Raw genomic sequence first — 13,322 nt, forward strand, 5'->3', positions numbered from 1 at the left:
TTTGGAGGATTAGAAGCGCGAATGTTCGGTTTCTTTGTTGGAGGTTTTTTGCTCCCTGATAAGATCGAGAAGGTCTACATCATTTCCCAATAACACTCCTTCCCCGTTAATGCGGCCGTCGCGTGGTCCGTTTTCCAGTTTCAGAACTCCCCGCGGACAAACATCACTGCAAATTCCGCAGCCTACACAGCTGGATCGTACAATATTTTCCCCTTTTTGAGCATACGCACGTACATCTATTCCCATTTCGCAATAGGTAGAACAGTTTCCGCAGGAAATGCATTGTCCGCCATTGGTAGTAATTCTGAATCGTGAAAAAAGACGTTGTTGCATTCCCAGAACAGCAGCCATGGGGCATCCAAATCTACACCAAACGCGGTTTCCAAAAATGGGATAAAAGCCAACTCCTATTACTCCAGAAAATGCCGCACCAATTAAAAAGCCGTACCAGGTACGCAATTGAGAGCCATGAAAAAAGAAGATGTTCCCGTTTCCGCTGAAATAATTTATGCTGATGATAGCGAGGATCACGACCAGAAAAACTGTTGCTGCTTTTTTAGCATCGGCTGCCAGTTGCTCCCTTTTAAAGATCATAATAAGTGCAAAGAATAGTGTAAGAAAGCCTGCGGAAGACCACAGGAAAACATCTTTGGTAAGCCAAAAATCTGCGGGGTTGTCATTCAGGAAGGAGTAGACGACTCCAATGGTCATAACTACCACAAAAACCAGTACAGAATGAATGATCCATCGTTCAAATTTCCATGCCGATCGACTTTTATCTGAAAGTTGCCGGTAAGGATCACCCGCTGTTTCTGCGAGTCCGCCGCAACCGCAAACCCACGAACAGTACCATCTTTTTCCGTAGAAATAGGTGAGAACGGGAGTAATGACAAAAATTGCGGCAACTCCAAAGATGATCATGAAAAGGCCAATATTCCCCGCAGAAAAGAATTCCTGGAGTTTATAACCGGCAAAAAGATTATAGTTAAGCGGCCAGATGTTCACCGGGTTAAAATAAGGTTGATTTAACCGCATAAGGATTTCCGGAATTAAAAATGCGAATCCCAGCTGAAAGAACATGACAGAAAAAGTACGGATACTTTCGTAGCGGTTATGCCGGTATTTCAGCAGGAATTTATATCCAAAGGCGAGAATTGCGAGGGTATAAAGAGTTCCATATACAAACCACTGGCTTGCCGGTTGGCCGCTAATAAGATTACTTAGGGGATCAAAAAGGGCAATTATTCCGGTGTTTTCACCATCCTGATTTAAACCAAGGTACTGCGGAAACCAGTAGAGCACCACATAAAAAAGAGTGAGTATTATTCCAGTTCCCCAGGCGAGTACTCCGCGTGAGGTCATAGATTTGAACCAGGTGGCCTGGTTGCGCACTCCGGATGGTTTTCCCAGATATTGATCATTTGCAAAAATAATTACACCTAAAGCGATTAACCCTAAAGAAAGCCATAGACTCCAGGCGGGGAAACTGACATTAAATATTGCCAGCACCAGGATGAAAAGCCCCGTCCAGCCGATTCCAGTTCCAATCTTCTGAAGGCTGGAAAGCCTTCCCGGAGGTTGCCCGGTCAGGGACATGTTATGTTCTGTATTACTCATGTTTAATTTCTCACCTTTTCAACTACTTCCAGATCTTCCTTAAAGCTTCTGAAAATTTCCTTTTCATGATGCCGGTAAAATTCAGGATCGAAGTTAGCTTTTTCAAGCCTGGAAAGCACGAATTCAATCGGTCTTTCTTCACGCAGCCATGCGTCAAAAACCTCGTGTCTCATGCGAATTCCGAAGCTGTTAATGCCAAGGAATTTCCCTGTTTTTTGATTAAAAGCGATGGTGATGGCCTTAGTTTTATCTTGATGTTCCCAATGCAAATGCTTTTCATTCTCCTTAGGATCTGGCCAAACACGGCCGTAGGTTTGATATTCAATATCAAAGAATTTAGCCGAATTAAACCATTTTCCGGGCTTATATTCGAAGGGGTTTCCGCAGATGTTTTGCGCCACCGTTTCTCCCATCATCCTGGCAGTGTACCAAACCGCCTCCACAGCAGGACGATCGTCAATTTGTTCTCGCTGCTGCACACAATCGCCGGCGGCATATACGTCTTGAATATTCGTTTGCAGGTAACGATCTACTAAAATACCGCGATCTGTTTCAATTTCTGAATCTTCTAAAAAAGCAATATTTGGTGCCACCCCAATGCTTAATCCAACCAAATCACAGGCGATTTCCTCATTTTTGGAAGTAATGACGCTTCGGACTTTTCCGGATTCATCACCTAAAATCTCCGACAGTTCAGTATTGAAGTGAAGTTTGATGCCATGCGATTGAATGTGTCGGGAAATGAAATCTGCATCTTTTTCCGGAAGGACATTTCGCCAGAAACTCTGCTCCCGAATAAGCATTTCCACCTCAATATTGCGGGTTTGGAGCATTTCAGCGAGTTCAACGCCAATCAATCCGCCGCCAACAATGATTGCTTTTTTGCAGTTCCTGCTGTTTTCCTCCAGCAGGTCAAGATCCTGTTTTGTCACCAGGCCCTGCACTCCCTGCAGGTTTTCTCCTTTCCAGCCAATTTTCCTGGGCAGAGAACCGGTAGCTAAAAGCAGCTTATCGTAACTAAATTTTTCATCACCATCCAAAAAGAGGGTTTTAGAAGCGGTTTCTATTTTCTGAACTCTTGCTTTTTTAAGTGCTATGCGGTTCTCTTCCCAAAACCAGTCCTCATAAGGTTTGATGCCTTCCCAGGTTAGCTGGCCCATGTAAACATACATAAGTGCCGTTCGGGAAAAGAAATAATCCGTTTCCGCAGAAATTACGGTAATCTTTTTATCTGAAAATTTCCGGATATGGCGCGCAGCCGTGATCCCGGCGACTCCATTACCTATAATTACAACATGTTCCTGCTTTTGTGGCATTCTTCTGTTTCTTTTGGATTAAAAATCCAGTCTTTTGATCACTTCTCTAAAAAGGGTGATCATGTGAGGCTCTGCCCTGGCCGACATTTCTAGAATATCCTGAATATTTACAGGTTCCAAGTTATCGGGATCACCTTCATCGGTTAATACCGAAACGGCCGAAACAGGAATGTCCAGGTGGTTTGCGACAATCACTTCAGGCACGGTACTCATTCCCACGGCATCTGCGCCAATGATCTTCAAATACCGGTATTCTGCACGAGTTTCCAGCTGAGGTCCCACTACCGAAGCATAAACTCCTTTGTGAAGGGTAAAGCCATGCTCTTTTGCGACTTCTTCCATAAGAGCTCCAGTTTTTGCATCGTAGGGTGCACTCATATCTGTAAACCTAGTTCCTAGTTGCTCCACGCCGCGAAAGGCAAGGGGAGAACCACCCTGAAGATTGATGTGATCGTCAATGAGCATCAATTCGCCCTTTTTAAATTCGGGATTAATGGCTCCGGAAGCGTTAGAAACAAGTAGTTTTTTGATGCCCAGGCGCTTCATGACGCGTACGGGAAAGGTTACATCAAAAAGGCTGTAGCCTTCATATATATGGAAGCGGCCTTCCATGATTACCACTTTTTTGTTTTCCAATTTCCCGAAAATGAGTTTTCCTTTATGAAATTCTACAGTGGCCGTAGGAAAACCGGGAATGTGGTTGTAACTCACTTCAGAAATTACTTCGACTTCATTGACAAGTTTTCCTAATCCTGTACCGAGGATGATCCCGATTTCGGGGTTGTCAAATCCTCGCTTTTGTAAAAATTCTGTGGTTTCAAGTAATGCTTTGATCATTTTATACTTAATTTTTTATTTCAGATGATTTAAAGATAACTGCAATGGACAGTCAAGAAATATAAGTCTAAAAGTGCTTTTCATAATGCATTTTTTCAATTAGACATTACCGCATCTTGTTGTAACGGCAGTTTCTGCCAGAAAAGACCAAACCTTTAGGAGATTGCTAACAGCTGCTGTAACTCTGAGTGAGCTTTTAGATCTTCCAGATGATCAATATCATTCCTTTCTTCCAGGACGTGTATCTTTTTAGCCTCTATGTCCCTTACAGTTTCTTCAAAAACGCTGGCTGTGCTCCAGGCTTTGTTTTTAAACAGGGTTGAATTTAAGGATTTCATTCCTAATAGATAGTATCCACCGTCTTGAGCCGGACCTATAACATAATCTGAATTTTCAAGAGCAGCAAAGGCTTTTTCCAAATCATGGCTGCTTAAATCGTAAAGATCGCTGCCAATAATGATGATATTGTTATAACCCTGCTCAAAACCTTCCTGAAAGGCATTTTTCATCCTTTCCCCCAGGTCATTTCCTTTTTGGAGTTTTTTGCCGTAGGATTCATCCCAAAAATCCCCTTTTTCGATAGCTTCCGAAAAATGAACTTCTTTATCTGCGGAAACATTTTTCGTCACTTCAGCAGTGTGCTTCAGAAGAAATTTATAGATCTCCAGGGCTGCTTTGTCACCGGTTTCGGCGGCCAGTCGTTTTTTGACTTTCCCCAACTCCGGATTCCGGGTAAAAATGAGGAGTAAATTTCGATTTTTTGACATATTTGTTTTTGAGAAGTTCAAATTAAGTTACCGAACCCTGGCAACTACTGCCGGCACCTGCCGTACAACCGTAACAGTGTTGGGAGATAAGAATTTCCCTGTTCTGCAGCACTTCCTCGTTGTAATCTTTGATATGCTTCACTTTTGAAGCCACTTTGAGTTCCAGCATTTGATTAAAATCACAGTCATACAACCAGCCATCCCAGCTTACCGAAATGGTATTGGTACACATCACGTTTTGCACTGCGGAAGGATTGAAAGCTTCCACGAGCGCGTACATGTAATCTTCATAATTTTCTGAAGCGATCAAATACTCGAGGAACCGACTGATAGGAAGATTCGTGATCGCAAAAAGCTGATTAAAATCTATGTCGAAATCTTTTTTTAGAGCATTTTTGAAATCTTTTTCCAGCGCCTCTTGATTGGTTGGCAAAAATGCGCCTGAAGGATTGTAAACGAGGTCGAGTTTTAAGCCGCTGCCTTCTTTTCCATATCCTACGGCATTCAGCATTTTCAAAGCTTCAATAGATTTATTAAAAACACCTTTTCCGCGCTGCCGGTCGGTTTTTTCCTTCTTATAAAATGGAAGGGAGGAAATGACATGAACATTGTGCTTTTTAAAGAATTCCGGGAGGTCGTAGTATTTTTTGTTGGCAACAATAATGGTGAGGTTGGAGCGAACGATGAAATCTTTTATTCCGGCTTTGGAAGCTTCTTCCACAAACCACCTGAAATTTGGGTTCATTTCGGGAGCGCCACCGGTGAGATCTAATGTGTGAGCACCTGTCTTATTTATGGCTTCGAGGCAGTGTTGCATGGTCTCGCGGGTCATGATCTCCTTCCTGTCTGGACCGGCATCCACATGGCAGTGCGAACACACCTGGTTGCACATGTACCCAAGGTTTATCTGCAGTATTTCCAGCCTTCCCGGTTTCAATTCGCCGTAGGTTTGTTTTACTTTTTCCCTGAACGTAGGCAACTCCCCCGATTTAAAAATACCGTTGGCAAGAAGCTCCAGCTGGTTTGCAGGTCTTGATAAATGATCTTTACGTGCTGCCAGAGATTTTGCAGGCATAAGTAGCTTTATATTTAAATGGTGAAAATTAGTGGAAAGCAGATTTTGGGCTGCTAGGAATAAGAAAATTCAAAAAATACAATGTCAGATTTTACAGGTATTCCTTTACATGCTTAACTTATCGTACTTATTCATCATTTGCACGCCGTGAACAAGGGTTGCACCTCCTTTAATGGCAGCGCCCACGTGTACTGCTTCCATCATTTCTTCTTTTTCTATTCCTCGTTGCAAACCATCTTTCGTGTAGGCATCAATACAATAAGGACATTGAACTACATGCGAAACAGCTAAAGCGATGAGAGATTTCTCCCGGGCAGAAAGTGCTCCTTCCTCAAAAACCTGATTATAGTAATCGAAGAATTTTTTTCCGAGTTCTTCATTCCATTCAGTAATATTTCCGAATTTTCTTAGATCTGCAGGGTCGTAATATGTTTTGGACATGGCAATTTTTTAAGCTTCCAATATACGGCTTAAATAAAACCTGAAAAACCCCGCAAACACTAAAATTTTAATAGCTGGAGCTGAAAGGAATCAGAAAAAAATTATACCCAAAGGTCAGAAAAAAATAGTAATCCCAGGATGATAATTGCAACGATCACCACCACTGCAATGATCCCGTAATTGCTTCCCTGCTTTTCCTCAGTAGATTGATTTACATGATTTTTCAGGTCTTCCTTGGGAGTTTCAACAGGAGTTGACTTCAAATTTTCTTTTCGCTGCTTGTCATCCATAATTGTAGCTGTAAAGTTTATTTCAATTTACAAAAATCCAGAGGAGTTTTTCAGGAAAATGCAGGAATTAAGGAAACTTTAAGCTTGGGGTTAAGAGTTGTAGAGCTCATACCAGTTCATGTTTTGGAGCAGTCTTTCCAGGTCTGCCGTTGGAATTTTATCGGGCATCCTGGGCAAAGTATCTGGATCTGAACCTTTATGAGGATAGCTCAACCATTCCATTAAAGCACCGGCTCTGTCTACCGCAAGAAATTTTTCATCTTCATTTAATTGTTTTTCCCATTTGCGGCTTTTACCTTTATGAAGGTGCGCGGGGCTTTTTTCTTTCATATTTGAAAAGGTGACTGCTTCGGCAATTTCCTGTTGCTCCTTTTCAGTTAATGTAAGGCCGAGATAGTTGAGGAGTTTTTTTAATTCTGAAGTAAAATCATGCAGGAGATTTTCATAAAAGACAAAATGAATATTCAGTTCTTGTTTGTGCAGCAGGTAATTTCCGGTAAACCAAACCCACTTGTCCAGTAAATTCCTGTATTCCTTTTCAAAATATTCTTCAGAAGAAGGATAAGAAGAAGGGTAATGTTTTTGCATGTAAGGAGTGAAGGCAAACTTTGCCGAAGAAAGCGCACGGTCTCTTGGATCCCGAACGATGCATATTTTTTTATCGAAAAAGGGGAAAACCTCAAAACTTTTTGTGCAGAGGGTGGAGTGGGTCCAGGCGAGCGCGGTGGATTTTGCGTAGGCTTTAGGATCTTTAATTTTTTCCCGAAAAACAGAACTTATTCTGTAATAGCACGCGTCCTCCTCAATATCTATCATATCTACACCGGCCTGGCCTTTGAAGCTTAACTCCAGGTTTTTTGCCTCCTGGTATACCTGTTGTTCCTTAATAAAGGACCTTAAGGCTATATTCTTCTTTTGAAGGATTTGAAGCAGGATGGTGTGAAGCCAGTAACTTCCGGATTTTGGTGCGCTAATTTGAAGAATGTTCATGCAGGATCTGTTTTCTTTTTAAGCTACTAAAAAATGGCATTTTAAAAATAAATTTTTTCTAAAAATTTTATTGGAGCAGTGGAAAAGGTTTAATGATTTAAAATATTTAATTGTCAGTTTGTTCAGTTGGTGGGTTTAAACAGAAATCGATGAAAGACGATGTAATATCGGCGAAAAGCATAGTTTTTCTTTAAAACTATCCTAATGAAAATCTGGATACTGCTAAATGTTTGCTAAAAAGAGGGTTTTTAAAGGTCAATTAATAAAGCATTAACGGCAATTCATGAACACAATGGTTAGCTTCGGTCTCGAACAAAAAAAGATAATGATATATGAAAATTAAAACGAATTACTTATTACTTCTTTTAGCAGTTTCCCTGGGATTCACTTCATGTAGTGATGACGACGATAATGTTGATCCTGTAATGGAACCTACCGGAAGTTTAATGGTAGAAGATCAAATGCTTGAAAGTAATATGCTAACTATTAGTAATGTTACAATGAGTGAAGATGGATGGGTTGTCATTCATCGTGATAACGGAAATGGAGGACCAATGGTTCCTGAAATCATTTCTATTCCTAAAATGGTGGAAGCCGGAGACGCAATGGACGTAATGGTGGAGCTTGAAGAAGATGTTGTAATTGAAAACGGGGAAACCCTTTGGGCGATGTTGCATACAGATGATGGTGTAATTGGAACTTACGAATTTGATGGGAATAATGGTCTTGATCTACCAATTATGGATTCTAACGACAACATCGTGACCGAATCTTTTATGGTAGAGGTTGCCCCTATGGGAATGCTTATGGTAGAAGACCAGGTAATGATGAATAATACAATTAATGTTGCTTCGGTAAGTTTTGATCGAGGAGGTTATGTTGTTATTCATGCTTCTAACGAGGCAGGTGACGGGCCAATGGTTCCTGAAATTATCTCTGAACCTGTATACCTTGAAGGAGGAGAATATATGAATGTAGAAGTTCCTCTTACAGAGTCTGCAGATGTGAATGCAGGAGATACTGTATGGGTGATGTTGCATACTGATACCGGAGAGGAAGAAGTATATGAATTTGACGGTGAGAATGGTCTTGATATGCCAATTACCGATGAAGACGGAGTTGTAGTGGCACCTTTAGAAATTACTGATACAAACATGGTAGCAATTACCGGATCACTTTCAGTAGACGACCAGGCTGTTACAGACAATCAACTTACTGTTGGTAACGTAGAGCTTTCAGAATCTGGATGGGTAGTAGTTCACGCTTCTAACGAAGCAGGTGAAGGGCCAATGGTGCCAGAAATTATTTCTGAACCAATGTACCTGGAAGCAGGAACTCATGAAGATGTTATGGTAACTTTTACTGAATCTGCAGATGTGAATGTTGATGACACCGTTTGGGTGATGTTGCACAACGATACCGGTGTTGCAGAAATGTATGAATTTAACGGAATAAATGGTCTTGATCTACCTATTATAATAGACGGGAACATTGTGGTAACACCTGTTAATATTACTGAGTAATAATGTAGCAATACATTTTAATTAGCTTTGAAAAGCCGCTACTTTGTAGCGGCTTTTTTTATGTACTAACCAGAAATATTTTTCACTTATAATTTAACTCTTAGAATTTTTGCGGATAGGAACTTTGTTATAATTTTGGAAATATTCCAATTAAATGGAAAATATCCTATTTATGCAAGAAAAGTCCATATTACATCTCGATCTTGATGCATTTTTTGTTTCAGTAGAGCGTCTTATTAATCCAGAGCTTAAAAATAAGCCGGTGTTAGTGGGTGGATTGAGTGAACGTGGCGTGGTGGCAGCATGTAGTTATGATACCCGCAGGTTTGGTGTACATTCGGGAATGCCCATGAAAGTAGCGCGTCAACTTTGTCCGCAGGCAACAATAATAAGAGGAAATGCAGCCACTTATACTAAGTATTCACATGATATAACAGAAATAATAAAAAGTAAAGTTCCTGCTTTTGAAAAAGCAAGTGTAGATGAATTTTATGCAGATCTTACGGGAATGGACCGGTTTTTTGGGATTCAGAAATTTGCTTCAGAGCTGCGGCAATATATTATTAAAGAAAGTCATCTTCCTATTTCCTTTGGTTTATCCCAAAACAAAGTAGTTTCCAAAATTGCCACAGGCGAAGCAAAACCCAATAATGAAAAGGTGATAGTCAATGGTGCCGAAAAAGAGTTTTTGGCACCACTTTCCATTAAGAAAATCCCTATGATTGGCAGCAAAACTTTTCAGGTTTTAGTAGGATTGGGAATCCATAAAATTGAAACCATTCAACAAATGCCGGTGGAAATGCTGGAAGGTGTGCTTGGCAAAAATGGAAGAATCATTTGGCAGCGTGCCAACGGAATTGATAATACGCCTATTATTCCTTTTCATGAACGAAAATCTATTTCTGCGGAGCGCACTTTTCACCGGGATACGATTGATGTAGTTCGGCTGCATTCCAGTTTAGTGGCTATGACCGAAAATTTAGCTTATCACCTGCGCAATGGAAACAAATTGACCTCCTGTATAAGTGTGAAAATTCGTTATTCCGATTTTCAAACGCATACAAAGCAGTTGAAAATTCCCTATACCAGCGCCGATCACCTTTTGATCCCAAAGATCCTTGAACTCTTCAAGCAACTTTATTCACGGCGATTGCTTATTAGATTAATTGGTGTGAAGTTTAGTGGGCTGGCAGGTGGAAATTACCAAATAAACCTTTTTGACGATACTGAAGAAATGCTGAGTTTGTACAACTCCATGGATAAAATAAGAAAGCGTTTTGGGGAACACAGCGTGATAAAAGCCTGCACCCTTGGCAGTGATATTGGCCGGCTTAACAATCCTTTTAATGGAGAGCCTCCCATGGTGCATGCGCATCGAATTCAGTAAAAAGTTCAGATAAACTTATTTGTAAAGGAAAGATGTACCTTAATTGTCATACATATTATTCTTTGCGCTACGGAACTTTTTCGGTAGATGCTTTATGTGAACTCGCACAAGAACACCAGGTAAAAAGTCTTGCGGTTACCGATATTAATAATACTTCCGGCTGCTTAAATTTTATAAAGATTGCGGCCAATTATGGAATTAATCCGCTGGTAGGAATTGACTTTAGAAATGGTGTGGCACAGCAGTATGTAGGTATTGCCAAAAACAACCGGGGTTTTGTGGAGCTCAATGAACATTTATCTGCACATCTTCATGAAGAGAAAAATTTTGATGCAACTGCACCTGCTTTGCCAAACTGCTTTGTGATCTATCCTTTTGAAAAAGTAGTAGCAGAAAATAAAACAGATTTTGGGGAGAATGAATTTATTGGAGTTTCAGTAGAAAATCTTCGGAAACTGAGATTTTCAGGTATTCAAAAAATGGAAAAAAAGCTCGTGTTTTTGCAAAGCGTGAGTTTCCGAAGTAAAAGAGATTACAATGCGCATCGTTTATTACGCTGTATTGGTTTAAATATACTGCTTAGTAAGCTTCCGAAGGAGGAACAGGGAAAAATAAGTGATAGCATAATTGCAATGGGTAAGATTGAAGCTGAATTTGAAGATTTCCCGCACATTCTCCGGAATACAGAAAACTTGATAGCTGCCTGTAAAATGGATTTTTTATTCGAAAAAGATAGCGTCAATCAAAATTTACTGGTTTTTGGAGAAAGTATTGCAGCAGATGAGCAAAGGCTGAAGCAGCTCTGTTATGAAAGGCTGCACTTGCGTTACCCAAACGCTACCCAAGCTGTGTATGCAAGGGTAGAGAAGGAGCTGGATGCGATCATTAATTTAGGTTTTGTATCCTATTTTTTGATCAATCTGGATATTGTGGAGTATGCAAAATCCAACAAGTTTCCATTCATTGGGCGGGGGAGTGGTGCAAATTCCGTCGTGGCTTACATTCTGGGAATAACCAACGTAGATCCCATAGAATTGAATTTATTCTTTGAAAGGTTTATTAATGCCTTTAGGAGTGCCCCTCCAGACTTTGATATTGATTTCTCATGGAAAGACAGAGATGTTGTGACACGTTACATCTTTCAGAAATATGAAAATGCAGCTTTAATGGGTACTTATGTTACTTTTAAACGCAAGGCCGTAGCGCGGGAGCTGGGGAAGGTTTTTGGTCTTCCCAAGGAAAATATTGACAGACTTTCGAGCGGATATTTTAATTACAACGACCTTGACGAGCTGGAGAAACTGGTTATTCGCTACAGTAAATTAATTGAGGGTTTTCCTAATTACCTGAGCGTGCATTCCAGCGGAATAATTATTTTGGGAAAATCGGTCTATAACTTTGCAGCCACTTTTCTCCCGCCCAAAGGCTTCAGGACTATTCAAATTGATATGAACATTAGCGAAGATGTGGGTATTCATAAGTTTGATATCCTTGCACAACGTGGCCTTCCAAAAATCACAGATACTATTGAAATTGTGAGGCAGAATCAGCCGCAGGCACGTGTGGAGGATATTGATAATGTTTCACTTTTTTTCAATGATTCTAAAATCAATAATTTGCTGAAGACAGGTGATTGTATGGGGGTGTTTTATATTGAATCGCCGGCTATGCGAGGGCTGCTTACTAAACTTCAAACAGATAACTACTTGGGACTGGTGGCTGCCAGTTCTATTATTCGGCCAGGAGTTTCAAATGGCGGGATGAAGGAAGAATATATTCAACGGCATAGAGATCCTGAACGGCGAAAACAGGCGCACCCGGTGATTTATGAAATTTTGAAGGAAACCTACGGAGTGATGGTGTACCAGGAAGATGTGTTGAAGATAGCCCATTCCTTTGCCGGACTTACTTTTGATGAAGCAGATGTTTTGCGCCGAAATATGAGTGGAAAAAGAACTTCAAAGTCACAAATCCTGGAGATTGAAAAGAAATTTAGAGATAACTGCAGGAAAAAAGGTTATGAGGAAGAACTGGTGAATGAGGTTTGGGACCAGATAGCCTCTTTTGCGGGCTATGCCTTCCCAAAAGGTCATTCGGCTTCTTACGCCGTTGAAAGTTATCAAAGTTTGTACTTAAAATGCTATTTTCCGCTCGAGTTTATGGTGGCCGCGCTCAATAATGGCGGCGGATTTTACGATGTGGAAACTTACATTCAGGAAGTGCGAAAATGCGGAGGAAAAGTGCATGCGCCCTGTATTAACAGGAGTGATCACCCTACCTGTATTTATGATAAAGATATTTTTTTGGGACTGGGATATATTAAGGAACTGGAGAATAAGGTGATTCAAAAGATTCTTGAAAACAGGCAGTTTTTTGGAGATTTTAAGTCTCTTATAGATTTCATAGAGCGGGTAGATATTTCAATTGAGCAGCTTAGTGTATTAATTAAAATTGATGCATTTCGATTTACAGGGGAAGATAAGCACCACTTGCTGTGGAAGGCTTATTTTAAGCTGAATAAAATGCGAAAGAGAAACTCCCAACCGGTATTGTTCCAGTCTGAACAAAAGGATTATGATTTGCCGGAATTTTCATATTCAAAGCTTATAGATGCGTATGATCAAATTGAACTGTTGGGTTTTTCACTGCAGGGACATTTTCAGCTTTTAAAGAAGGGAATGAAACCTACTCCAAAAGCGGCAGAACTTTTTAATTATGTAGGGCAGGATATCAAAATTTACGGTAATTTAATCACAGTTAAATCTGTGCCCACTAACAACTGGCGCTTTATGTATTTTGCTACTTTTTACGATTTGAATGGAGGGATTTTCGATACCGTTCATTTTCCAAATATAGTAGATCGTTACCCAATGAGGAGCAAAGGTGTTTTTTTGTGTTCGGGTAGAGTGATGGATGAACTGGGGTATATTTATATAAACGTACAAAAGGTTGAAAGACAGGAAACAGTAGGAGATCCACGGTTGGAAGGTTCAAGAATTCGTGCTTTTTAATTTTTATGTAATTCGACCAGCCTTTTCTTTAAAACTTAAAGGATTTAAGCTTTAATGTCGTTCCCTCT

The 13,322-nt window shown here is 40.4% G+C and carries 11 protein-coding genes; 3 read left to right on the forward strand and 8 right to left on the reverse strand.

The annotated features are described in order from the left end of the window. Nucleotides 1–9 precede the first annotated feature (9 nt). The 8 genes from ACOV1Q_RS14955 to ACOV1Q_RS14990 all read right to left on the reverse strand — a co-directional run bounded on the left by ACOV1Q_RS14955 (nucleotide 10) and on the right by ACOV1Q_RS14990 (nucleotide 7,333). Nucleotides 10–1,617, reverse strand: a complete 1,608-nt coding sequence (locus ACOV1Q_RS14955; RefSeq protein ID WP_424495202.1) for a 4Fe-4S binding protein — start codon at nucleotides 1,615–1,617, stop codon at nucleotides 10–12. Nucleotides 1,618–1,619: 2 nt separating this feature from the next. Beyond that, nucleotides 1,620–2,933, reverse strand: coding sequence for an NAD(P)/FAD-dependent oxidoreductase (locus tag ACOV1Q_RS14960; protein ID WP_424495203.1), 1,314 nt, complete (start codon nucleotides 2,931–2,933; stop codon nucleotides 1,620–1,622). 18 nt (nucleotides 2,934–2,951) lie between these two features. Continuing rightward, a complete protein-coding gene (locus ACOV1Q_RS14965) occupies nucleotides 2,952–3,770 on the reverse strand; it encodes a purine-nucleoside phosphorylase (RefSeq protein ID WP_424495204.1) in 819 nt (272 codons plus the stop codon). Nucleotides 3,771–3,925: 155 nt separating this feature from the next. Then, nucleotides 3,926–4,537, reverse strand: coding sequence for a TIGR04282 family arsenosugar biosynthesis glycosyltransferase (locus ACOV1Q_RS14970; protein ID WP_424495205.1), 612 nt, complete (start codon nucleotides 4,535–4,537; stop codon nucleotides 3,926–3,928). A gap of 22 nt (nucleotides 4,538–4,559) precedes the next feature. Continuing rightward, a complete protein-coding gene (gene arsS, locus ACOV1Q_RS14975) occupies nucleotides 4,560–5,612 on the reverse strand; it encodes an arsenosugar biosynthesis radical SAM (seleno)protein ArsS (protein WP_424495206.1) in 1,053 nt (350 codons plus the stop codon). 105 nt (nucleotides 5,613–5,717) lie between these two features. Then, nucleotides 5,718–6,053, reverse strand: a complete 336-nt coding sequence (locus tag ACOV1Q_RS14980) for an arsenosugar biosynthesis-associated peroxidase-like protein (protein ID WP_424495207.1) — start codon at nucleotides 6,051–6,053, stop codon at nucleotides 5,718–5,720. Between the two features lie 101 nt (nucleotides 6,054–6,154). After that, nucleotides 6,155–6,343: a hypothetical protein gene (locus ACOV1Q_RS14985; RefSeq protein ID WP_424495208.1), complete on the reverse strand. Its 189-nt coding sequence runs from the start codon at nucleotides 6,341–6,343 to the stop codon at nucleotides 6,155–6,157. A gap of 90 nt (nucleotides 6,344–6,433) precedes the next feature. Next, complete coding sequence (locus ACOV1Q_RS14990) at nucleotides 6,434–7,333, reverse strand: sulfotransferase domain-containing protein (protein ID WP_424495209.1); 900 nt, start codon at nucleotides 7,331–7,333, stop codon at nucleotides 6,434–6,436. A gap of 332 nt (nucleotides 7,334–7,665) precedes the next feature. Between ACOV1Q_RS14990 and ACOV1Q_RS14995 the strand changes: the two genes are divergently transcribed. The 3 genes from ACOV1Q_RS14995 (at nucleotide 7,666) to ACOV1Q_RS15005 (ending at nucleotide 13,254) form a co-directional block, all read left to right on the forward strand. Continuing rightward, nucleotides 7,666–8,856 (forward strand): DUF7282 domain-containing protein, encoded by a 1,191-nt coding sequence (locus ACOV1Q_RS14995; protein WP_424495210.1) that lies wholly within the window; start codon nucleotides 7,666–7,668, stop codon nucleotides 8,854–8,856. Nucleotides 8,857–9,028: 172 nt separating this feature from the next. Further along, on the forward strand, nucleotides 9,029–10,243 hold the full coding sequence (gene dinB / locus ACOV1Q_RS15000) for a DNA polymerase IV (RefSeq protein WP_424495268.1): 1,215 nt from the start codon (nucleotides 9,029–9,031) through the stop codon (nucleotides 10,241–10,243). A gap of 32 nt (nucleotides 10,244–10,275) precedes the next feature. Continuing rightward, entirely contained in the window at nucleotides 10,276–13,254 is a 2,979-nt protein-coding gene (locus ACOV1Q_RS15005; protein ID WP_424495211.1) for a DNA polymerase III subunit alpha, read from the forward strand. Nucleotides 13,255–13,322 lie beyond the last annotated feature (68 nt).

This window comes from Salinimicrobium maris (assembly GCF_049680855.1).
Taxonomy (GTDB): domain Bacteria; phylum Bacteroidota; class Bacteroidia; order Flavobacteriales; family Flavobacteriaceae; genus Salinimicrobium.